Annotated in this window: 18 protein-coding genes; all 18 read left to right on the top strand. The window is 54.6% G+C overall.

The features are described from left to right. Positions 1-153: 153 nt before the first annotated feature. The 18 genes from NYE33_RS29080 to NYE33_RS28995 all read left to right on the top strand — a co-directional run bounded on the left by NYE33_RS29080 (position 154) and on the right by NYE33_RS28995 (position 22623). Positions 154-1626 carry a YVTN family beta-propeller repeat protein gene (locus tag NYE33_RS29080; protein ID WP_341068898.1) on the top strand — a complete coding sequence of 491 codons (1473 nt, stop codon included), beginning with the start codon at positions 154-156 and terminating at the stop codon, positions 1624-1626. Between the two features lie 15 nt (positions 1627-1641). Then, positions 1642-2763 (top strand): glycosyltransferase family 2 protein, encoded by a 1122-nt coding sequence (locus tag NYE33_RS29075; protein WP_042135475.1) that lies wholly within the window; start codon positions 1642-1644, stop codon positions 2761-2763. A gap of 53 nt (positions 2764-2816) precedes the next feature. Next, complete coding sequence (locus tag NYE33_RS29070; RefSeq protein ID WP_042135476.1) at positions 2817-4244, top strand: extracellular solute-binding protein; 1428 nt, start codon at positions 2817-2819, stop codon at positions 4242-4244. A 530-nt stretch (positions 4245-4774) separates the two neighbouring features. After that, positions 4775-6439 carry an extracellular solute-binding protein gene (locus tag NYE33_RS29065; RefSeq protein WP_341068896.1) on the top strand — a complete coding sequence of 555 codons (1665 nt, stop codon included), beginning with the start codon at positions 4775-4777 and terminating at the stop codon, positions 6437-6439. A gap of 101 nt (positions 6440-6540) precedes the next feature. After that, positions 6541-7506, top strand: a complete 966-nt coding sequence (locus tag NYE33_RS29060; RefSeq protein WP_042135478.1) for an ABC transporter permease — start codon at positions 6541-6543, stop codon at positions 7504-7506. 147 nt (positions 7507-7653) lie between these two features. Next, positions 7654-8532, top strand: coding sequence for a carbohydrate ABC transporter permease (locus NYE33_RS29055; RefSeq protein ID WP_042135479.1), 879 nt, complete (start codon positions 7654-7656; stop codon positions 8530-8532). 121 nt (positions 8533-8653) lie between these two features. After that, on the top strand, positions 8654-9709 hold the full coding sequence (locus NYE33_RS29050; protein WP_042135480.1) for a zinc-dependent alcohol dehydrogenase: 1056 nt from the start codon (positions 8654-8656) through the stop codon (positions 9707-9709). A 2-nt stretch (positions 9710-9711) separates the two neighbouring features. Then, positions 9712-11604 (top strand): WD40 repeat domain-containing protein, encoded by a 1893-nt coding sequence (locus tag NYE33_RS29045; protein WP_341068894.1) that lies wholly within the window; start codon positions 9712-9714, stop codon positions 11602-11604. Beyond that, on the top strand, positions 11601-12665 hold the full coding sequence (locus NYE33_RS29040) for a glycosyltransferase family 4 protein (protein ID WP_341068893.1): 1065 nt from the start codon (positions 11601-11603) through the stop codon (positions 12663-12665). The genes NYE33_RS29045 and NYE33_RS29040 overlap by 4 nt, the downstream gene beginning before the upstream one ends. Positions 12666-13328: 663 nt before the next feature. Next, the gene (locus NYE33_RS29035; RefSeq protein WP_341068891.1) at positions 13329-14234 is read left to right on the top strand and encodes a Gfo/Idh/MocA family protein; all 906 of its coding nucleotides are present in this window, start codon (positions 13329-13331) and stop codon (positions 14232-14234) included. A gap of 79 nt (positions 14235-14313) precedes the next feature. Next, complete coding sequence (locus NYE33_RS29030) at positions 14314-15315, top strand: Gfo/Idh/MocA family protein (protein WP_341068889.1); 1002 nt, start codon at positions 14314-14316, stop codon at positions 15313-15315. Continuing rightward, positions 15312-16316 (top strand): Gfo/Idh/MocA family protein, encoded by a 1005-nt coding sequence (locus tag NYE33_RS29025; RefSeq protein WP_341068888.1) that lies wholly within the window; start codon positions 15312-15314, stop codon positions 16314-16316. Before NYE33_RS29030 ends, NYE33_RS29025 begins: the two co-directional genes overlap by 4 nt. Positions 16317-16364: 48 nt before the next feature. Further along, the gene (locus NYE33_RS29020) at positions 16365-17021 is read left to right on the top strand and encodes an RraA family protein (protein WP_042135487.1); all 657 of its coding nucleotides are present in this window, start codon (positions 16365-16367) and stop codon (positions 17019-17021) included. A gap of 25 nt (positions 17022-17046) precedes the next feature. Further along, positions 17047-17808 carry an SDR family NAD(P)-dependent oxidoreductase gene (locus NYE33_RS29015; protein ID WP_042135488.1) on the top strand — a complete coding sequence of 254 codons (762 nt, stop codon included), beginning with the start codon at positions 17047-17049 and terminating at the stop codon, positions 17806-17808. 18 nt (positions 17809-17826) lie between these two features. Continuing rightward, the gene (locus NYE33_RS29010) at positions 17827-18666 is read left to right on the top strand and encodes an amidohydrolase family protein (protein WP_052421767.1); all 840 of its coding nucleotides are present in this window, start codon (positions 17827-17829) and stop codon (positions 18664-18666) included. Then, positions 18617-20479 carry an IlvD/Edd family dehydratase gene (locus NYE33_RS29005; RefSeq protein WP_340947079.1) on the top strand — a complete coding sequence of 621 codons (1863 nt, stop codon included), beginning with the start codon at positions 18617-18619 and terminating at the stop codon, positions 20477-20479. Before NYE33_RS29010 ends, NYE33_RS29005 begins: the two co-directional genes overlap by 50 nt. Positions 20480-20536: 57 nt before the next feature. Then, on the top strand, positions 20537-21553 hold the full coding sequence (locus tag NYE33_RS29000) for an NAD-dependent epimerase/dehydratase family protein (RefSeq protein ID WP_042140966.1): 1017 nt from the start codon (positions 20537-20539) through the stop codon (positions 21551-21553). Continuing rightward, positions 21553-22623 carry a dihydrodipicolinate synthase family protein gene (locus NYE33_RS28995; protein ID WP_076242774.1) on the top strand — a complete coding sequence of 357 codons (1071 nt, stop codon included), beginning with the start codon at positions 21553-21555 and terminating at the stop codon, positions 22621-22623. The genes NYE33_RS29000 and NYE33_RS28995 overlap by 1 nt, the downstream gene beginning before the upstream one ends. Positions 22624-22665 lie beyond the last annotated feature (42 nt).

Genomic DNA, 22665 nt, shown 5'->3' with positions numbered 1-22665 from the left:
CCGGCTGGATCGGTTTTTTTTGTATTTTCCAGTGAGGCAAAAGAACAATATGCGCTAAAAAGGCATTACGTCTATACCTTCACTATTAAATTCGAATACTACTATATTGAAAAATTGTTTTATATCAATCTGAGTGAAAGGGGAGTGGTGACGATGAGCTTATTATCTACGGGACCGATTGAGAACAATGTCTCAGCCTCAACCGGGGTAAGGCCTACGCAGCAGGTGACAGTCAAAGTCGATAATAGAAGCAGTGTCTCCAGTTCGACGGTTGTGGTCGAAGGCTATTTTTTGGATGGGACAAGAACATTATATGTGAGTGAAACTCTGAATCTGTCCCCGAATCAAGTGATAACCAGAACTTATTACGCGGATTTGAATGCCTTTGAATTTCTTTTCACCACATCTGCTTCCGTGAACGATGAGATCTGGATTTCTGCATGGGGAAAAGACGCTACGGGTAATTTGGTGACGGCGCACAGGCTGGTTTCCGCTGAATTATTAGGAGCAGTGACGGGGGTGACGGGAGCCACGGGAGCTACGGGAGTGGCTGGTGCAACGGGTGCGAATGGAGCTACGGGAGTGACAGGAGTGAATGGGGTGACTGGAGCCACGGGAGTGACTGGAGCTACGGGAGTTACAGGAGTTGCGGGAGTTACAGGAGCTACGGGTGCGAGTGGAGAGACCGGAGCCACAGGAGCCACAGGAGTTACCGGAGCTACCGGATCAGCGGAGCCCGCCTCGGTTAATCTGATGTACGTGACCAACAACGGCGGCGACAATATTTCTGTGATAGACGGGAATACGAATGCTGTTGTAGCTACGATTGCAGTTGGTGCGGGGCCGTTTGGTGTAGAGGTGAACTCTGTAACCAACCGGATTTATGTAGCCAATGAGGATAGCGGGAATGTCTCGGTGATAGATGGAAGCACTAATACGGTTATAGCTACTGTTACTGTGGGGACTACACCAAATGGGGTAAGAGTAAATCCCAATACCAACCGGATTTATGTTACGAATTCAGGGAGCAATAATGTCTCGGTGATTGACGGGGGCAGCAATGAAGTGATTGCCAGTGTGGCCGTAGGAGCCGGGCCATTCGGTGCGTGGGTGAACCCGATCACCAACCGGATCTATGTAGCAAATACAGGCAGCAACAATGTCTCTGTCATCAGCGGAATATCCAATGCCGTTATTGCTACGGTTGCTGTTGGGGCTGTTCCTGTAGGAGTAACAGTGAATACCCGTACCAACCGGATTTATGTGACAAATTCAAACAGCAGCAATGTTTCGGTGATCAGCGGTTTGTCAAATACCATTATCGCTACGGTTCCGGCAGGTATAGTACCAAGCGGCATCGGATTGAATCCTAACACTAATCTGATTTACTCCGCCAATCAGGGCAGTAACAATGTGTCCGTCATTAACGGAAGTACCAATACCGTTGCCGCCACCATTCCAGTGGGGATCAGTCCGCTCGGTGTAGCGGTAAATCCTCTGACCAATGGTGCGTATGTGGCGAATGCCGGGAGCAATACGATCTCCGTTATCGACGGGAACAGAAATACTGTCACTTCCAGCATAACGGTAGGTACCACCCCTTTAGGAGTAGGGATCAATCCTTAACAAGAGGTGAGCGCGATGATTACAATTAGTCTGTGCATGATCGTGAGGAACGAGCAAGCTACACTGGAACGATGTATACAATCTGTACAGGAGGCCGTGGATGAAATCATCATTGTGGATACCGGATCAACGGACAGCACCAAAGAAATAGCCGGGCGATGGACGCCTCATGTCCGGGAGTATAAGTGGAAGCATCATTTCGCCGAGGCACGGAACTATTCATTTGCGCAAGCGGCAATGGATTATATCCTATGGCTTGATGCAGATGATGTGTTGCTGCCTGCGGAGCTGCAGAAGCTTTTGGAGCTCAAACATTCTCTGTCTCCTGACATTGATCGGGTGTCTATGCCTTATCACTGCGACTTTGATGAATACGGGAACGCCACATTAAAGGTCCGGCGCGTAAGGCTGGTCAGACGCTCCCGGAATTACGAGTGGACCGGGGCGGTGCATGAGGATTTGTCGATAGAAGAAGGCTGTCTGGACAGTGATATTGTGATTACTCATCTGAAGAATCATAGCCGTTCAGATACTAAGCGGAACCTGAGAATTTATGAACTGCTGTTGTCCTCCGGGGTGGAATTTACAGCACGGGATACTTTGCATTATGCCATGGAGCTGCATCAGCATCGCTTCTATGAACAGGCAGTTCTCTTTTACCTGCAATTCATAGACTCTAATCAGCGTACAATAGAAGATATAATTCATGTCTGTTCGAAATTGGCAGATTGTTATTACCACATGGGAAACCGGGACAAGGAGCAGGAGTGGATTTTCAAATCGTTCACCTATGATATTCCCCGTCCGGAATTCTGCTGCCGGCTGGCTTATTTCTTTTTGGAAAAGGAGCAATTTCATCAGGCGGTGTACTGGTATAAGCTGGCTATCGAATCGCCGCCGCCTGTTAATCCTTGGGCCATCTCTAATGATGTGGCCAGAACCTGGCTGCCCCACATGCAGCTGGGCCTGTGTTACTACCACCTTAATGAATATGAACTATCCTATCATCATAACAAGTTAGCCTCCGGATATCTCCCGGATGATCAGAGCATCCTCAACAACATTAATCTGTTGGAAAAAGAAATTCTTAAGGTTAAGGAGCAGGCCGATTTGCGTTTGACAACCTTTCCATGTTGAAGCACAATAAAAAGGTGATGATGTAAATTTAAGTGGTGCAGGGAGAATAATACATGAATAATAAATCAGGACGTCAGTCCTTCCGGGAAAGACTGGATTATATGGTAAGCAAGCTCCGAACAGATATTCTTAGCGGTATTCTGCAGCCGGGAGCGTATCTTCCTGCCGAGAGCCTGCTGGCCAAACAGTTTGAGCTCAGTAACAAATCCGTCCGCAGAGGACTGGATGTCCTTGTACAAGAAGGTCTGATTCTGAAGATTGACCGTGTGGGCAGCGTGGTAATGGAGTCGGTCAGGGAGCGGATTCGCATCCATTTCGGCTGCAGCTCTTCCCTGACCAAGGACTTCAAGCTGGACGATCTCATAGCAGAATTCCACCGGCTGCATCCCGGGATTCATGTTCTGCCGCTCGCCTTGAATGACTTCGATCATGTGAATTCGGCCTTGGAGCTGATGAATAACGGAATGCTGGATGTGTTGTCCCTCAACAGTACCCAGTTTCAGGAGATGGCCGAGAACGGGTCCGCAGAGCTGCTTGAAGCGCTGGAGCCCGATCCGGGGCTGTATCCAATTACCAGCGAAGCCTTTTTGCATGAGGGACAGCTGTTTGCTTATCCGATTTCCTTCTCTCCCGTGGTGCTCTGCTACAACAAAGCCCATTTCCGTGAGGCTGACCTGCCTGAACCGGACAGTTACTGGACCTGGGATGATCTGATGGAGTCGGCACGGCAGCTGTCGGAGAAACGGGGGCGCCATGCCGTGTATTTTGTACCCGCCTCCGAGAACCGCTATTCGGTGTTTCTGCTGCAGAGCGGAATCCGGATCACGGAGGACGGAGGACACCATCCCACACTGAGTCCCGAGACCGCCAACAGTCTGGATATATACAGCAGGCTGGTGAACAATCATCAGATCTTCCCCAAATATCTGGCTGGCAATCACGAGGATGAGACAATATCGCTGTTTGTGCAGGAGCAGGTATCGATGATCCTGGCGACCTACTACAATCTGAACGAGTTCAAGGACCTTCCCCTGGATTATGACTTGGCCCCGCTTCCAACACTCAAAGCCAGGGACCCGCAAAAAACACTGCTCGTCACCATCGGTGCGGCGGTTGTGGGGAATTCCCGGCAGAAAGAGGCGGCACGGCAATTCGTCAGCTTCCTGGCTTCGGCAGAGGCGCAGCGGATGATCCGCGAACGTTCGGTCAGTATTCCGGCACGCAAACGGATTGCTGAAATGACCGTGGATGATCATTTGAACCGTCCTTCGAGATATCTGATGTACAGAGAGCTATTTCCAACATTTTCATACCTCAGAGATCTGGGGCTTCCTATTGCTGTACTGCAAAGCTTCCGCAAGCTCTTGAATGCGTATTGGTCCAGAATGATTGATGAGACCTCTATGTATGAGGAAATGGGCCGGCTGATTGCTGAAGAAAACAGGGCGAAGGCGGATAGGGCAACGGACACGCTCACCTGAGCGAGGCTGCAGCGGTTCTGGATCGGTGATTAAGCGTAATGATGGCAGGATTCTGCTATTATTACGCTTTTTTTGCTGTGTTACTGCTAGAAGTGGTGTAAAAAGAAAACATGAAATGAAAATAATGAAATATTTCATATCAAATCATGTTAGCTTTTTCACAATATTATGATGAGAAATTCGATTGATGAAATATCAATGTGATGTATAATTACATAAATGCTGATAAATAGTCAAAATTTAATTGACTTCAATGGAAGGTGAAAATATAATGTATACATCAGATGTATATCAGTAATGCGAAAATATAGATCTGAATAGCTTGGATATAAATCAAAAAGAAGTCAAGATTGAGAAAAACGTCACAATTATTGAGAAATGTACAGGCTGAAGGAGAAAATCAAGAGGAAAGGCGCTGATAGCTATTCCGTAAAAACGAAATGTTGATGTACTGTTGATTCCCTTATCGTGTGTTAGTAAATATCTCATAGGAACTATCTTACTTTTACTTATTAATAGGGGGCTGAATTATGAATGTTGCTAAAAGGAAGCTAGCTCTGCTGTTGCCGGTCCTGACACTGCTCGTTACACTGGTGTCCGCCTGTGGAGGGTCAAACAATAATGGAGGCAACGCCGCTGAACCATCGGCCTCTTCGGGTACTCAGAGTGAGACGGCTGCTCCTGTAGAAGGAAGCCGGTCCGTTGGCGGCCTTCAGGTGCCGATTGTGGCGGACAAGCTGGAGCTGTCCCTTTGGTCCCCAAGCGGGGGGAATTTCCGGGGAACCGATTTTAATGAGAAGTACTCCTTTCAGCAAATGGAAGAGAACACCAACGTTCATATCAACTTTCAGCACAGTACAGAAGCCAGCGCAGAAGCATTCAGTCTGCTGATGTCCTCCGGCAAGCTTCCGGATATCATCTATAACGATCTGTGGGGGACGGAATCCGGCAAATACGGCGCTCAGGGAGCGCTCCTTCCACTGGAAGATCTGATTGACCAATATGCACCAAACTTCAAAAAGCTCCTCGATGACCACCCGGATATCCGGGGACAAATCACCTCGCCTGAAGGGCATATCTATTATCTGCCGAACCTCGTACTCGATTCCCAGGATTTGACCCAAATGTTCCCTCAGGTCCGCAGTGACTGGGTGGAGAAGCTGGGACTCCAGATGCCGCAAACTACAGAAGACTGGTATAACATGCTTAAAGCCTTTAGGGAGCAGGATCCCAATGGTAATGGCAAAAAAGATGAAATTCCGCTCGTCACCGTCAATCTGGAGAACATTATGATGCTGTTCGCACCGGCCTTTGGTGTCGAATACGGGTTCTTCGTGGATAACGGTGAAGTGAAATTCGGGCCTAATGATCCGCGGTTCAAGGATGTTGTTGCCTATCTGAACCGTCTATATGAAGAACAGCTGCTGGACCCGAACTATCTGGTGGACACAACGTTCCAGACGCTGACCGAGAAGGTTACCACGGATGTGGCCGGTGCCTGGTTCGGCTGGTCGGGGTCCTATATGGGGAACTTCACAACGCTGATGGAAGGCAAGCATGACACCTTCAAAATTGCAGCAGCCATTCCTCCAAAGGGGCCTAACGGTGATCAGCGCCATGTCTCCTTCCGCTGGCAGGCTGCGGCCCATGGACTTGCAGTATCCTCAAAGACTGCACATCCCGAAGAAGTGATGAAGTGGCTGGACTACCAGTATTCCGAAGAAGGTATTCTGCTGAACAATTTCGGGGTGGAAGGCAAGTCTTATGATCTGGTGAACGGCGAGCCGGTATATAAGGAAGAGGTTACTCATCCTACGAACGGGCTGACCAATACGCAGGAGCTGCTGAACCATACCATCGGCGGCGGAAGCTGGGCTACAGTGGCCGATACCCGTTATGCCGAACAGATCCGTGAAGCGAACGGGCAAACGGAGAATCCGCTGGAGATTTACAAGGATTATATTGACTTTGACGCGAAGCTGCCGCCAGTACAATTCACGGCTGAAGAAAATGAAACTGTGGTCCCGCTTATGGCTGACATTCAGACCTATGTGGCTGAAACGATCAATGCCCAGATTATGGGACGCCAGAGCTTCGAGGATTATGACAAAGTCATGAAGCAGCTGGAGCAAATGGGGATTGGCGAGGTGCTGAAGCAGTATCAGGCTGCATATGAGCGTTTTAAAGGAAAATAAGCGGAGCAGGGCTGTCTTAGCCGGGTGGGCTGGAAATTCCGGCAGCTCCCTGGCACTAAGATAACCGGTACCCTCGCCTCTGTCCGGGAAAGGAGCCCCCTATGGCAGTACCCGTAAATGCAATCAAGGCCAAAAGCAGGAAACAGCGGACGAAACGGAGTTCCCTTTCGCTGAAGCGTATGATGGCTAACCGTTATCTCTATCTCATGCTGCTGCCCACTGTGCTGTATTTCCTCATTTTTGAATACAAACCGATGTACGGGGCGATAATCGCCTTCAAGGATTTCAATCCTTTCGCAGGAGTGGCCGGCAGCCCCTGGGTGGGCTTCAAAAATTTCGAGAAGTTTTTTGAGAGTTATTATTTCTTCCGTTTGCTGAAGAACACCTTCCTAATGAGCTTTTATTCGCTGCTGTTCATTTTTCCGGCTTCGCTGGTCTTTGCGCTTTTGCTTAATGAGCTGCGGATCAAAAAGCTGAAGTCCTTCCTGCAGACGGTGTCTTATCTGCCGCATTTCATTTCATTAATTGTCATCTGCGGCATGATTATTGACTTCACGAAGCCCGGAGGCATTATCAACAGCCTGCTGCTCGGCATTGGAATCATCTCTGAGCCGATTCAGTTTCTAATCCTGCCGGAGTGGTTCCGCACCATTTATGTCGGTTCAGGCATGTGGCAGAGCCTGGGCTGGAACTCTATCATCTATCTGGCAGCCTTGTCCGGCATTAACCCAAGCCTCTATGAGGCTGCAGTTGTGGACGGGGCCGGGCGCTGGAAGCAGCTTACCCACATTACACTGCCGGGAATTCTGCCCACAGTGCTGATCCTGTTGATTCTAAATGTCGGGACCTTGCTGAATGTGGGCTGGGACAAAATTATATTGCTGTATAATCCGGGAACCTACGTCACGGCAGACGTCATCTCCACCTTTGTCTACAGACGCGGTGTCATGGAAGCCGATTACAGCTTCTCGGCGGCGGTGGGACTGTTCAACTCCGTGATCAACTTCACGCTGCTGGTGCTGGCGAACCGGATCAGCCGGAAGACCACCGAGAGCAGCTTATGGTGAGGGGAGCTATGCTTCCGAAGCCAGTTTAAGTGCGCTGTTCACACAGGAAGTATAGCTCCATTAAACTCTGGCGTATGCTTCCGAAGCTAGTTTTGTACGAAGCTGATCAGTGAAGTCATCCTAACAAAACTCTTAGGAGGGAAGACAGTGGTAATCAAACGCAGCATTCCGGAACTGATATTTGACAGCTGCAATGTTCTGTTCCTAATCTTCTGTTCCTTCCTGTTCCTGTATCCCATGTGGTATGTACTGGTATCCTCATTCAGTGATGCGCATGCAATCGCCGCCGGCGAGATCAGCTTCTGGCCGAAGGGCTTTAATGTGGATGCGTACAAGCTGGTTTTTGAGGACCAGCGGATCTGGACCGCTTACGGAAATACGTTCATTTATGTCATCGCGGGCACTTTTATCAATTTGGTTCTAACCACTCTGGGCGCTTATCCGCTGTCCAGAAAGAATCTGGAGGGGCGCAGCCTGATCATGGCGTTCATCGTGTTCACGATGTTCTTCAGCGGGGGGCTGATTCCGGCCTATCTGAATGTGCGTGAGCTCGGACTGTACGATACAAGATGGGCGCTGCTGCTGCCGGGCGCGGTCAGTGCTTTTAACCTGATCGTCATGCGGACCTTCTTCCAGTCCATACCGGAGAGCCTCGTGGAATCGGCCAAAATCGACGGTGCCCATGACTTCCGCATTCTGCTGCGGATTGTGCTGCCGTTATCGATGCCTGTACTGGCGGTAATGACGCTGTTCTATGCGGTGGGACACTGGAACAGCTGGTTCTCGGCGATGATCTATTTGCAGGACCGTGATCTGTTTCCGCTGCAGCTGATTTTGCGGGAAATTCTGATTCAGTCCTCCGCGCAGAATATGCTGGCCGGCGTTACGCAGGATGAGGTGTTCCGCATCAGTGAATCTATCAAGTTCGCGACGATTATTATCGCAACGGTGCCTATTTTGATGATCTATCCGTTTTTGCAGAAGTATTTCGTCAAGGGCGTTATGATCGGAGCACTGAAAGAGTAAGCGGACAATGGAGCAGAACAGAGCAGTAATAGAGCAGAAACACAGCAGAAACAGAGCATAAATAGAGAAAACAACATTCGCACCGTAATCTGCGCGAAGCAGTCGGGAGGAGAGAGGCTATATGAAGGCGGTACTATCCCAGAATGGTGAAATTAACGTGGCTGAGATTCCCGCTCCGGTGCTGGAGGACGGATTCGTGCTCGTTGAGACAGAATATTCGGCCATCAGCCCCGGAACAGAAATGATGATGAATGGTGCTCACCGCCCGAAACCTATAGTTCTCGGATATAGTGCGGCAGGGATCATCCGCTCCCGTGGACAGGGAATGGAGCATTGGCCAGTTGGCCAGCGGGTGGCCTGTTACGGGGGGCCTTATGCGAAACACGCGGAATGGCTGCTGATGCCACAGCATCTCATGGTGCCGGTTCCGGAGCATGTCAGTCCGGTGGAAGCGTCAACGGTGGGTCTTGGAGCCATCGCAGTGCATGCCGTAAGGCAGGCTGACCTGCAGTTCGGCGAGACGCTGGTGCTGATTGGAGCAGGAATTCTCGGCCAGCTGATTGCGCAAATTGCCAGGGCTGCCGGCTGCCGGGTCATCGTCTATGATCTGCTTGAAGCGCGCTGCAGTATCGCCGAGAGCCTTGGCATCCGCCACATTGCAGTGAGTCCGGAGCAGGTCAGCTCGCATCTGGAACAATTGACGGCGGGAATGGGAGCGGATGCCGTAATGATCTGTGCCGGGGGCAAATCCGGCGGGCTTGTCGATCAGGCGCTGGAATGGGTGAGGAACCAGGGGAAGGTGCTGCTGGTCGGAGATGTGAAGGCGGACTTCTCGCGGGAGCTGATGTTCGGGAAGGAAGCGCAGGTACTGATCTCCAGAGCAGGCGGTCCGGGCCGTTACGATCCTGTCTATGAAAAGCAAGGGATTGATTATCCTTATGGCTACGTCCGCTGGACCGAAGGACGCAACATGGCGGAATACATCCGGCTGATCGCTGAAGGCGATATTCAGGTAGGACCGCTGATCAGCAAGGTGTTCCCCCTGGAGCGTTCAGCCGATGCGTTCTTACAGTATGCACAATCTCCTGCAGAGCTGCTGGGAGCAGTGCTCGCCTATCCTGTAACCGGTGTTCAGGAAGCAGAGCCTGCTGCAGCCCAAGCCCGGGAGGGGCAATAATCATGGAGGCGCTGCGGATCGGCGAGCCGCTGAACGGGCTTGCGGTATGGGCATCGGCATATGGCAAGCGGCAGGGGCAGGACCGGATCTATGCCGTATCCTCCGGCAGTCCCTGCATGCTGTTTGTACTTGATCCTGCTGGTACCGAGCCAGTGCAGCAATTCGCGCTGGAAGGCTCGGATCATTGCTGGGGAGTGGTTGCGGCGGTCAGCGGAATCTACATCGGCGGCAGCGGGATTCTATACAGATTTACGCATGAACAGGGCATCGAGAACCTGGGGGAGATGATTCCAGGCGAATTCTACACCTGGCGGCTTGCCGCCGACAACGCAGGCAACATCTATGGAGGCTGCTATCCCGGCGGCAAAGTCTTTCAATATAACCCGTCCACGGGACAGTTCAGAGATTACGGCGCCATGGTGGACGGAGAGCAATATGCCCGGTGCATGCAAGCCTGGGAGGGCAAGCTATATGTGGGGGCTGGAACCCGGTGTCCGCATATTGTGGAACTGGACACAGAGACAGGTGAACGGAGTGAAATCAGCCTGCCGGAAGAGAGCCGCACAGAGCAGCTGGTGTATGATCTGAATATTGTACACGGGAAGCTGATAATTCGGATAACACCGAGTTCTAGATTATATATCTATGATCTGAAGCTGCGCGAATGGGAGAATTCTATCGATCATGTAAGTGGACTCAGTGTGTCGCCGCCTGACCGTTACGGGAACATCTATTTCATCAAGGATGATGTTCTGCAGCGTTATGCATTGGCAACGGGCGTGCTTACCCCTACTTCATTTGCCATGCCGGAACCGGCAGGAGACTACGGCTGGCTGGAGGGCCATCCGTTGAATCCGCAGGCAAGCTGCCTGGCAGGTGTGCGCAGGGACGGGACCTGCTGGATCTATGATCCGGAGCATGACCGGCACACGGTCATGGATTTCATGCTGCAGGGGCAGCCGGTTCACCTGCAGTCCCTGGCCTGGGGGCCGGAAGGGAAGCTGTATACCGGCGGTTATTTCGCCGGGGGATTGGCCAGTTACGATCCGGCCACCTCGGAAATCGTTTCCCGCCGGGGGATCGGGCAGATCGAGGGCATGATGGAAGCCGGCGGCATTATGTATCTGGGAGTGTACCCCAAAGCGAATATCTTCGCCTATGACCCGTCACGGGAATGGAATCCCGGCCTTAATCCCAGGCTGGCTTTCTCCCTGCAAGGCGAAGAACAGGACCGTGCTTTTGCCTGGACCCGGGCGGGAGAAGAACTGGCTATCGGAACCGTACCGTCCTACGGCCGTCATGGAGGTGCGTTAACCCTGTTGCATCCAGAAACCGGGGCGCGGGAAGTACTCAGGGGGCTGCTGCCGCAGCAGAGCATCGTGTCACTGACTGCAAGTGAAGACCTTTTGTTCGCCGGAGGCTCTGTCTGGGGAGGGCTCGGCATAGCGCCGGAGCGGACGGAAGCGTCCCTGATGATCTGGGATGTGAACACCCGCCGCAAGGTGTGGGAGGGCGTTCCGGTACCGGGAGAAAAGGCCATCCCGGCGCTGGCGCTGGATGATGAAGGCAAGGTATGGGGACTCACTGCAGGGCTGCTCTTCCTGTTTAATCCGTTCACGCTGGAGACTGAAAGGACGATTCGGGTATGCCCGGCGGATTGGGAAGAAATGACCCACTTCTGGCGGGGAGGCAACGAGCTGCTGTACAGGGAAGGCATATTGTACGGAACCGCAATGAAAACCCTGTTCCAATATGATGTGCGCCAGGACAGGCTTGAGGTGCTGGACGACGATGCCCGGCTGCTTGCGGTGGACGGCGAAGGGGAACTGTTTTTTGCCAGAGCAACCGCGCTGTACCGGATGCAGGCCTTGACGGCAAGTCAGGAGGAATCATGAAAATCCTATATTTCTACAAATTTTGCCTGCTGGGCGGAGTCACCACGCAGCTGGCGAACAGGCTTAAGTTTCTGCGCGGCCGTGCGGAGGTGCATTTTGCTTTTCTTGAGGACTACGGCGGGGCCGGCGCTTTTGAAGGCTATGCGCATGTCCGTATCCTCGGAACACCTGATGAAATCAGGAGCTACATTAAGGAGCATGACTTTGACGTAATCATCACCATTGATACCTATGAGCTGTATGAAGCGCTGGGCCCGGCGGAAGCACGGAAGCTGATCATTCACGAGGTGCACACCACCTATGAGGAGCCCTTGCGGATACTGGCTGAATCCAGGGACAGTCTGCCCTTTCACTATGTCATCACACCCTCGGCCTATATGAAGGAAATGCTGGAGGGAATCGGGATTACAGATGCTTGTCATATCAATAACTGCCTGGATACGGAACTATTCAAATACGAACCCCTCTCCGGCGAGCGGCCGCCTACCATTCTGTGGGTAGGCAAGCTGGACCGGCATAAAAACTGGGAGTCCTTCATGAACATAGCAGGCAGGCTGAATGCGCAATTCCCGGACCTGCAGTTCCTGCTTGTCGGCGGTTACACCGCTCCCGAAGAAATTACCGGCAAACTCCGGGCGAGAGTGCAGGAGCTGGGAATCCGGCATTTTGAGTGGTTGCCCAAAGTGGATTATGAAGAGATGCACCATTATTATTCTGCGGTTGCCGGGAGTGGCGGGGTGTATATCAGTACTACCAGCAATGAATCCTTCGGGATGACCGTCATGGAGGCGATGGCCTGCCGGTGTCCGGTTGTCGTGCCGGAGGTCGGAGCGTTGCCTGAGCTGCTGGATGATGAGCTGAGTGTATCGCTGTATGCTACCGGAAATGAAGAGGAATGTGTCCGGCGTGTGGCCCTGCTGCTCGAACAGAACGCCCTGCGGGAACGCTTGATGACCTTGGGCGAGCAGAAGGCAAGAACGGTGTATAGCATTGAAGAGGTTGGAAAAGCATACATGGCGCTACTGGAACATTTCGTAAGGGAACGTGCATACCACAGTTAATCTAAGTTGTCCGCAGGCACAAGGGGGCGTTCATTAACTGCTATATAGATTGAACTTAATAATATACGGACTGGGAAAAGTAGCGGAGGGGAAATTTGAACTGGAACTGTATGAAGGTAGCGTCGCCAGAAAGCTTTCCATAGGAAAGCTAGCATCGGAAGCATAAGCTGGCTGAGATTTTCCACTGCGAACAGCGGATTAGATCAAGAAACCTGGGGACAGACAGCGGCCGGAGGGCCAAATATTCTTTGGAGTCACGGCAACCCATGACCCGATTACGGCATATGTCTGGGCGTTTGCGGTAAACGGTAAACGGTAAGCGGTAGGCAGTATGCGGTAAGCTGTAAACGGTAAACGGTAAACGGTAGGCGGTATGCGGTATGCTTAATTGCACTTTGTACAACTAAATCGCCTGATTTTCAACCAATAATCCGTTTAGTTGTATTTCGTACAATTAAACTGCCTTTGTTCCTTGGTTCTGGCCCATTCGGGCAAATTTAGTTGTACAGACTGCAGTTATATGATGCAAGCATCCCTTTTGAGCTTTTTTAATTGTACATTATACAACTATATACAACTATCCCTGAATATCCATTTGGAACAGAATACATTAGTTGCTGCAAGTACTAGTTAACCCAAGTCTACGCGGGCGGAGGTGCAGAGTTGAAAGAGCTGAACATTGGTATGGTGGGCATGGATACCTCACACAGCAGAATCTATGCTTCGCTGCTGAACCGTGCGTCCCATCCGCTGCATGTACCCGGCGGGAGGCTGACTTGCGGGTATGCCGGGGGCTCGGCGGATTTCCCGTTAAGCGCCTCACGGGTGGAAGAGATCAGCAGGGAGCTGCAGGAGCACTATGGTGTCGAGCTGGTGTCTTCCATTGCTGAAGTAGCCGAAAGAACGGATGCGGTACTGCTGACTTCTGTAGACGGAAGAGTACACCGTGAACAGTTCGCGGTTCTGGCACCCTACGGCAAGCCGGTGTTCATCGACAAGCCGCTTGCGCTCACCAGCGCGGATGCCCGGGCCATCATGGAGCTTGCTGCAAGCTACGGGACACCCGTTTTCTCCAGCTCGATGGTCCGGTTCGGCGGGCCGCTGAATGAGGCGCTGAAGGATGAGAGTGCAGGCTCCATTGTAGGAGCAGACTGCTGCGGTCCGCTCGAGCTGCAGCCGACCCAGCCGGGATTATTCTGGTACGGCATTCATACCGCAGAGATGCTGTACGCGGCACTTGGCGGAGGCTGCATATCGGTGAGAGCCCAGAGTAATGAAACCCAGGAATGGGCAGTCGGGCAGTGGAGGGACGGACGGATCGGCACCATGCGCGGCAACGTAACCGGAGGCACCGATTTCACTGCTGTGCTGCACAGGGAACGGGGCAGCACCGCAGTAAATGCGCTGGGCGGGCACTATGAAGCAGGCCATCAGAATCTGCTAAGGCAGTTTCTGTTGATGGCGGGTGGAGCGCCTCCGCCCGTTAGCCCGGCGGAGACGCTGGAGCTGATCCGCCTTCTGGAAGCGGCCAATGAGAGCAGGGTAACGGGGCAGACCGTACTTCTGTAAGGAGCTTAATCGTACCCGATGATACGGACAGGCTGTTCTTTTGTGAAGAAGAGTTACATTCGGAAAGGGGAGAAACGGAATGATCAAGACAGCAGTGATCGGCTGCGGCGGTATGGGGAACATTCATGCGGACAGATATATGTCCATGCCTGAGGCTCAGCTCATCGCGGTATGTGATATCAACGGGGAAGCGGCCGAGAGGCTTGGATTGCTGGCAGGTGTGAAGTATTATCTGACGGCACAGGAAATGCTCGAACGGGAGAAACCGGAGGTGGTCAGTATAGCTGTACCCACCTATCTGCATGTGCCGATGGTACGGCTGGCAGCGGACTACGGTGCACATGTGATCTGCGAGAAGCCGCTGGCGCTGACCTCCGCGGAAGCCGAGGAGGCGGTCCGTTACTGTAACGGTAAAGGTGTCCGGTTATTTGTCGGACATGTGGTCCGCTTCTTCCCCGCCTACAGCCAGCTTGCGGAAGGGATCAGGCAGCATGGCGGAGGCGGGGGCGGCATCTACCATGCCAAGAGAGCAGGCTCGCATCCCGGCCAGGTTCAGGAATGGTTCCGCGACCCGGCGCTGAGCGGCGGCGTGATTGTGGACCTGATGATTCACGATATTGATTATATCCGCGGGACCTTTGGCGAAGCGGAGGAGGTGTATGCCTTCGAGCACCGGACGGAGACAATGAATTATGCTTCCGCGACCTTCCGCTTCGGGAACGGAACGCTTGCCCAGCTGGAGGCCTTCTGGGGGTATCCTGGCGCGTTTCATACTGCGTTTGAATATGCCGGTGCAGAAGTCATTATCTCGGGCGGAACCCCGGACGGGGAAAGCGTGCATATCCGGCGGGCAGCTGCCTCGGGGTCTGCTCCGGGGTTCGTGGAGACTCCGGCAAGCGTGCTGCTGAAAGACCCCTACTATGAAGAGCTGGAGCATTTCCTGCGGTGCATTGCCAGCGGTGCGGAGCCTAAGGTCACGGCAGAAGATGCCGTTCAGGCTGTACGCTGGGCGGAAGCTGCCGTGAGCTCAGGGGCAACCGGACTTCCCGTTAAGCTCGATGCCAAAGGAGGGATTCTATGAGACGTCTCAATGTGGGAATGCTCAGCTTCGCCCATGCCCATGCCTATGATTATCTGGCCTGTCTTCAACAGATGCCGGACGTGAAGGTAGGCGGAATCGCTGATCCCGTGCCGGAGCGGACAGAGGAATTGGCCATGCGCCATGCCATCCCTTACTACAGCGATTACCGCGAACTGCTGGCCGATGCGTCGATAGATGCGGTGATCATATGCTCGGAGAATGTTCATCATGCGGAGCATACCCTTGCCGCTGCTGAAGCAGGCAAGCATGTTCTCTGCGAGAAGCCGCTTGGCCTCTCTGCCGGGGAGATGCAGCGGATGATTGCAGACTGCGAAGCCAAAGGGGTCCAGCTGATGACCGCTTTTCCCTGCCGCTTTCTAACCCCGGTGGTCCGGGCCAAGGAGGCATTTGACAGGGGGGAGATCGGAGAGATTATAGCTTTTAAAGGAACCAACAGAGGCTCGTTCCCGGGTCCGGCGTGGTTCGCCGAGCCTTCGCTTTCGGGCGGTGGCGCTGTGCTGGATCATACAGTACATGTGATGGATCTGATGAATTGGTTCACCGGCTCACCGGTCGAGCAGGTCTATGCCTATGCGGGAACCTTATTCGATCCTGAGCACAAGCGGACGATTGATGATTCCGGCATGGTGCATGTCACTTTTGCAAATGGCGTGTTCGGCGTTCTGGACCCGAGCTGGTCGCGTAATCCCGGATTTCCCACCTGGGGGGATGTAACCCTGCAGATCATCGGGACAGAGGGAGTCATCTCCATCGATGCCTTCAATCAGAAGAACAATGTGTATGGCAGAGCATCCGGCAAAGGCAGCTGGTCCTTCTGGGGAGACGATATGAACGGACTGATGCTGCAGGCATTCGTGCAGGCACTGCTGGAAGGCACGCCGGTACCGGTGACCGGACTGGATGGTCTCAGATCGGCGGAGGTCGCATTGAATGCCTACCGTTCCGTACAGGAAGGACAACCGGTTAAGCTGCACAGGTAATGCCAGGATTTGAAGGTATGTAACCACATTAAAGAGGCGGGATGAACAATGGACGATCAGAAGCTATTCGATACGATGTGTGAAACGCTCTATTCGGCGGTTATCTCCGATACGCTGGATCAGCTGGGCTACCGCAATCAGGTGATGCGCGAGAATATCAATCCGGTCGATCCCTCCTGGGTGGTGGCCGGACGTGCGAAAACCATTCTGTCGGTGGATATCCACCATCTGCCCGAAGATCCCTACACTAAGGAAATTGAAGCGGTAGACAGCGTCAAGCCGGGAGAAATTGTGATCGGCTGCACGAATGAATCCAGGCAGAATGGCCTGTGGGGGGAGCTGCTGTCAACGGCCTCCAAGATGCGCGGCGGGCGGGGAGCGATCGTGGATGGCTTAATCCGGGATACAGCCAAAATTCTGGAGCTGGGCTTCCCCGTCTTCGCTACCGGCACCAAGCCGGTAGATTCGCAGGGACGCGGGATCGTTATCGACTACGATATTCCCGTGCAGTGCGGAGGTGTGCTGGTGCAGCCCGGCGACATTATCTTTGGCGACCGTGACGGTGTCGTGGTGATACCGGGCGCCATCATTGATGAAGTGTTCGCACTGGCGACGGATAAGGCGACACGCGAGAATCATACACGCGATGAGCTGCTGGCGGGCTTTACGCTGCGGCAGGTCTATGATAAATACGGAGTACTCTAAACCACGAAGGCGGGGTGTCTACATCATGAGGCTGGCTGGAAAAAGAGTGCTGGTAACCGGCGCCGGGCGGGGCATCGGGCTGGCGATTGCCCGCCGTTTCCTGGAAGAGGGGGCCCGCGTGGTCCTGCTGGACCGCAGCGAAGCAGAGCTGCTTACTGCCGCTGATGAACTGGCAGACTACAGCGGAAGCTGGACCACGGAGGTCTGCGATCTGCGCGACCCGGCACAGCTTGAGGCGTCTGCGGCCAGGGCCTTCGCGCATTTTGGCGGAATTGACATCGTTGTGAATAATGCAGGAATTGCCTATAGAGAATCCTTTCTCGATATTTCCTTGGAGCACTGGAATGCAGTCTTCGAGATCAATGTCCGTGCGGTGTACAGGCTTGGCCAGCTGGCTGCGAGGCAGATGATTGGCCAGGGCGGCGGCGGTGCAATTATTAATATGAGCTCCAAAAACGGAATATCGGCCAGCGCGGAGCTTGCGCATTACAATGCTTCCAAGGCTGCCGTTATCCTGCTGACAGAGTCTATGGCGGTAGAGCTGGCTCCGTATGGTATCCGGGTCAATGCAGTGGCGCCGGGCTTCGTGGATACCCCGCTGGACCGCAGGCTGCGCGAGGAAAGCGGACTGCCGTCCCATTCGGAGCATACTCCGATGAAACGGGCAGCGGCTCCAGAGGAGGTTGCCAGCGTGTTTCTCTTCCTGGCCTCAGACGAAGCGGCGTATGTGACGGGAGAAACGGTCCGTGTAGATGGCGGACATCTGGCTAACGGAAGTGAATTGTAGATTGAAGGAGGTGCAGAGATGATTTTTGATTCACATACTCATTTGTTTGGACCGGGAATGGTGGCCGGACCTACGGATGCCGCGATCAAGCGCGCCTGGGGCCCGGATATGAATATTGAGGCTACACCGGAGCAGCACCGGGGCAACCTGGAAGGATTCTCGGGAGCCATAGTACTGGCGATGGCGGCGTCTGCCACCGGGCTGGTGGTGCCGAATGAATATGTGGCGGAATACTGCCGTACGGACCCGGGAAGGCTGTTTGGTTTTGCCAGCGTGGATCCGAATGATCTGGACTGTGTAGGCAAGTTCGAAACGGCTGTCCGCGAGCTCGGGCTGAAGGGACTGAAGCTGGCCCCGATCTATCAGAACTTTTATCCGGAGGATCCGAAGCATATGGCGCTCTATGCTAAGGCGGAGCAACTGAACGTTCCGGTTCTATGGCATCAGGGAACATCCTTTGTCCCGGAGGGATATCTGGATGCTTCCCGCCCGGCGATGCTTGATCCAATTGCCAGGGCTTTTCCGAAGCTGAAAATGATCGTAGCCCATATGGGTCACCCCTGGGTGGATGAATGCATCTCGCTGGTGCGCAAGCATCCTAACCTGTACATGGACGTGTCTGCACTCGGCAGCCGTCCGTGGCAATTCTATAATGCACTGGTCTCCGCTGCGGAATACGGGGTGCAGGACAAGCTGCTGTTCGGCTCGGATTATCCGTTCTTCGGTACGCAGCAGATGCTGGATGCCTTGTACCGGATCAATGATCCGGTGGAGGGAACCAGGCTGCCGCGTGTAGCGGAGGATTTCATTGAAGACATTATTCACCGGCCGACACCGGAAATCCTCGGGCTGGTCTAATTTGTACAACAGCAGGCTGGAAGCCAAAGGGAGATGGAGCATGGAGGAGCATACGGAAACCAGCCGGGCGGACAGTGACGGGAGCGGTGCTGCCGGACGCAGACTGAAGAGTGAAGCCTATTTCCAGGAAAAAGATCTGTGGGGCTTCATTCACCGTTCGTTTACAAAGTCGATGGGATATACAGAAGAGGATCTGCGGAAGCCGGTCATCGGCATCTGCAATACCTTCAGTGAGCTGAACAAGTGCCATTCGCACTTTAATGAGCTGGTGGATTATGTGAAGCGCGGGGTCTGGCAGGCTGGCGGGGTGCCGATGGAATTCCCGACGATATCGATCGGCGAGCCATATGTCAAGCCGACGACGATGCTGCTGCGCAACCTGATGGCGATGGACACGGAGGAAATGATGAAGGGCCACCCCATAGACGGGGTGGTGCTGCTCGGCGGCTGTGACAAAACAGTGCCTGCCCAGCTGATGGCCGCGGCCAGTGTGAACATTCCGGCCATTGTGCTCACGGGCGGGCCGATGCTGAACGGCCGCCTGGGCGGACGCAGCCTGGGTGCCTGCACCGACTGCTACGGCTTCACGCTGGAGCATAAAGCGGGAAATATTACGGACGAGGAGCTGGCGGTGGCGGAGGACGCCATCTGCCGCAGCGACGGGCACTGCATGGTGATGGGCACAGCCAGCACCATGGCCTCGATTGCCGAAGCCATTGGCATGGCGCTGCCGGGGTGCGCGGCCATCCCCGCGCCGGACAGCCGCCGCAGGCATCTCTCCGAGCGGACCGGCAAGCAGATTGTGGAGCTGGTGCGGCGGGATATCCGCCCGCGCGACATCATGACGGCAGAGGCAATGGAGAATGCCATCACGGTCACGATGGCCAGCGGCGGCTCCACGAATGCCATCATCCATCTGGTGGCGATTTCCCAGCGGCTGGGCCGGAAGCTGCCGCTGGAGACATTCGATGACATCAGCCGCCGGACGCCGTTCATTCTGAATCTGCGGCCTTCGGGCAAATATCAGATGGAGGAGTATTTCGAAGCAGGCGGCGTGCCTGCGCTGATGAAGGAGCTGGAGCCGCTGCTGCATGGCGGCTGCCTGACCGTAACCGGGCGGACGGTTACGGAGAATCTGGTCCAGGCGGTCACGCTGGACCGGGAGGTGATCCGCAGCGTGGCGGAGCCGCTGGACAGAGAGGGCGGAATTGCCGTGCTGCGCGGCAATCTGGCCCCGGACGGCGCGCTGATTAAGCAGACTGCGGTATCAGCGCATCTGAAGCGGCACACCGGGCGCGCCGTGGTGTTCGAGAGCCCGGCGGATCTTCAGCTGCGGATCGACGACCCGGAGCTTGCGGTAGATGAGCACAGTGTACTGGTGCTCAAGAACGCCGGCCCCAAAGGTGCGCCCGCGATGCCGGAGATCGGGCAGATCCCGATTCCGCAGAAGCTGCTGGTGCGCGGCATAAGAGACATGGTCCGCATCTCCGATGCACGGATCAGCGGCACCTCCTACGGCGCCCTGATCGTGCATGCGGCGCCGGAAGCGGCTGTAGGAGGAACGCTGGCGCTGGTACAGGACGGCGATGAAATCGAGCTGGATATTGCAGCGAGAAGACTGGTCCTGAAGGTGCCGGATGAGGAGCTGGCCCGGCGGCGGGCTTCCTGGAAGGCGCCGGAGCCCCATTATGACAGAGGCTACGGCCTGCTGTTCCATGAGCGCGTGCTGCAGGCGAATCTGGGCTGTGATTTCGATTTCCTGCTGCCGGCAGAGCTTCGCCGGGAGCTGCTGGACGGAGCCAAGCAGGACTAACCATAAATTTTATCCACCTAAAGGAGAATTCTTATGCAAATGCCAACGCAAGCTGTGATCCGGTCTGTTCAGGAGCTGGAAGACCGGCTGGCCCGTCCGTCTGCCGCACTGCTGGAGGAGCTCGCCCGGCTCGACGGGGATATCATGCTGCTCGGAGTAGGCGGCAAAATGGGCCCGAGTCTGGCCAGGCTGGCCGTAAATGCCATCCGGGAGGCAGGGCTGGACAAGAAGGTGATAGGCGTCTCCCGCTTCTCGAATGATGCATTGAAGCAAGAATTAATTGAAGCCGGAGTGGAGGTGATCGCGGCGGATTTGTCTGACGACAGCGCGCTGCGGGCACTGCCTGACACGAAGAATATCCTGTACATGGCCGGCAATAAATTCGGCACAACAGGCAATGAGCATTTCACCTGGATGATGAACGCCTATCTGCCGGGGCGTGTGGCGGAGCGCTTCCGCGATTCGCGGATTGTCGTCTTCTCGACAGGCAATGTCTACCCGTTCACGCCGGTGGGCCAAGGCGGAGCAACAGAACGCACCTCACCGAATGCGAACGGCGAGTATGGACAGTCCTGTCTGGGGCGTGAGCGGATCTTCGAGCATTTCTCGCATAAGAACAATACGCCGATGTTCATCTACCGGCTCAATTATGCCATAGACCTGCGCTATGGCGTTCTGCTGGAGCTTGCCCGATCCGTTAAGGAGCAGCGGCCCATCGATCTGACGATGGGACACGCCAATGTCATCTGGCAGGGGGATGCCAATGAGCTTGCCCTGCGCGCCTTGCTCCGCTGCAGCTCGCCGCCGAATGTCATGAACATCACCGGACCGGAGACGGTGTCGCTGCGCTGGGCGGCCGCGGAAATCGGCCGCAGGCTGGGAACTGAGCCTGTCTTCACGGGTGCTGAAGCCCCGGAAGCCCTGCTGAGCAATGCTGCGAAGGCCGCGGCTTCCTTCGGATATCCCCGGGTATCGCTGGCACAGATGATCGATTGGGTGGCGGACTGGGTGGCTGCGGGCAGTGAGACCTGGAACAAGCCGACACATTTTCAGGAACGGGAGGGCAACTATTAATGGGAGCGAGCAGACAACCGTTAACTCCGGAGCTCTATGAAGCGCTGCATGAAGGTCTGGCGATTCCGGCGCATCCTCTGGCCCTTACGGCAGAACGCAAGCTGGATGAGCGCCGCCAGCGGGCATTGACCCGTTATTATATCGCCTCCGGGGCAGGCGGAGTTGCTGTAGCCGTGCATTCCACGCAGTTCGAAATCAGGGACCCCGGGATCGGGCTGCTGGAGCCGGTGCTCAGGCTGGCTGCGGAAGAAGTGGAGCGTGCCGGCCTTACCCGTCCTTTCCTGAAGGTGGCAGGCATATGCGGAGACACGGAGCAGGCTGTCCGGGAAGCGCAGCTCGCCGCAGGTCTGGGCTATGAGGCGGGACTTCTCAGCATGGGCGGACTGCAGGACTGGAGCGAGGAGCAGCTGCTGGAACGCACAAGGAGAGTGGCGGATGTGATTCCCGTCTTCGGCTTCTATCTGCAGCCTTCCGTGGGCGGCCGGATATTAAGCGTTGACTTTTGGCGGAGCTTTGCAGAGATTGAAGGCGTTATCGCGATCAAAATGGCACCGTTCAACCGTTATCAGAGCCTCGATGTGGTCCGGGCGGTGATGGAGTCCAGCCGCAGCAGCGAAATCGCTCTCTATACCGGCAATGACGATAATATTGTTACGGATCTGCTCACCACCTACCGCTTCAAGGTTAACGGGGAACCCATGGAGAAGAAAATTGTCGGCGGGCTTCTCGGTCACTGGGCGGTCTGGACAAGCAAAGCGGTTCAGCTTCTGGATACGATCCGGAAAATGCGCAATGAGGCTACCCTGTCATCCAGCTGGCTGACCCTTGGCATTGAGGTGACCGACAGCAACGCGGCCTTGTTTGATCCGGCCCATCAATTTCACGGTTGTATTCCGGGCATTCATGAGGCGCTGCGCCGCCAGGGACTGCTTGAAGGCTTATGGTGCCTGAATCCGGAGGAGCAGCTCTCACCCGGGCAGCTGGAGGAGATCAGCAGAGTCACCAGGGATTACCCCCATCTCACGGATGATGAATTCGTGGCAGCGCATTTGGAGGAATGGCTCCGTTAAAAGAGGCGTCTGCACATTCCCCAGTGGAACCCGAAAGCCCGG

The sequence above is a fragment of the Paenibacillus sp. FSL R10-2199 genome (assembly GCF_038000235.1).
Classification (GTDB): Bacteria; Bacillota; Bacilli; order Paenibacillales; family Paenibacillaceae; genus Paenibacillus_AQ; species Paenibacillus_AQ phytohabitans.
This window is presented reverse-complemented; position numbering and strand designations above follow the sequence as displayed.

Bases quoted from the DNA above. Each gene is read 5' to 3' on its own strand.
- NYE33_RS29030 (WP_341068889.1), top strand. From the start codon at position 14,314: ATGATCAAGACAGCAGTGATCGGCTGCGGCGGTATGGGGAACATTCAT.
- NYE33_RS29075 (WP_042135475.1), top strand. From the start codon at position 1,642: ATGATTACAATTAGTCTGTGCATGATCGTGAGGAACGAGCAAGCTACA.
- NYE33_RS29060 (WP_042135478.1), top strand. From the start codon at position 6,541: ATGGCAGTACCCGTAAATGCAATCAAGGCCAAAAGCAGGAAACAGCGG.
- NYE33_RS29020 (WP_042135487.1), top strand. From the start codon at position 16,365: ATGGACGATCAGAAGCTATTCGATACGATGTGTGAAACGCTCTATTCG.
- NYE33_RS29025 (WP_341068888.1), top strand. From the start codon at position 15,312: ATGAGACGTCTCAATGTGGGAATGCTCAGCTTCGCCCATGCCCATGCC.
- NYE33_RS29080 (WP_341068898.1), top strand. From the start codon at position 154: ATGAGCTTATTATCTACGGGACCGATTGAGAACAATGTCTCAGCCTCA.
- NYE33_RS28995 (WP_076242774.1), top strand. From the start codon at position 21,553: ATGGGAGCGAGCAGACAACCGTTAACTCCGGAGCTCTATGAAGCGCTG.
- NYE33_RS29065 (WP_341068896.1), top strand. From the start codon at position 4,775: ATGAATGTTGCTAAAAGGAAGCTAGCTCTGCTGTTGCCGGTCCTGACA.
- NYE33_RS29010 (WP_052421767.1), top strand. From the start codon at position 17,827: ATGATTTTTGATTCACATACTCATTTGTTTGGACCGGGAATGGTGGCC.
- NYE33_RS29070 (WP_042135476.1), top strand. From the start codon at position 2,817: ATGAATAATAAATCAGGACGTCAGTCCTTCCGGGAAAGACTGGATTAT.
- NYE33_RS29040 (WP_341068893.1), top strand. From the start codon at position 11,601: ATGAAAATCCTATATTTCTACAAATTTTGCCTGCTGGGCGGAGTCACC.
- NYE33_RS29015 (WP_042135488.1), top strand. From the start codon at position 17,047: ATGAGGCTGGCTGGAAAAAGAGTGCTGGTAACCGGCGCCGGGCGGGGC.
- NYE33_RS29045 (WP_341068894.1), top strand. From the start codon at position 9,712: ATGGAGGCGCTGCGGATCGGCGAGCCGCTGAACGGGCTTGCGGTATGG.
- NYE33_RS29050 (WP_042135480.1), top strand. From the start codon at position 8,654: ATGAAGGCGGTACTATCCCAGAATGGTGAAATTAACGTGGCTGAGATT.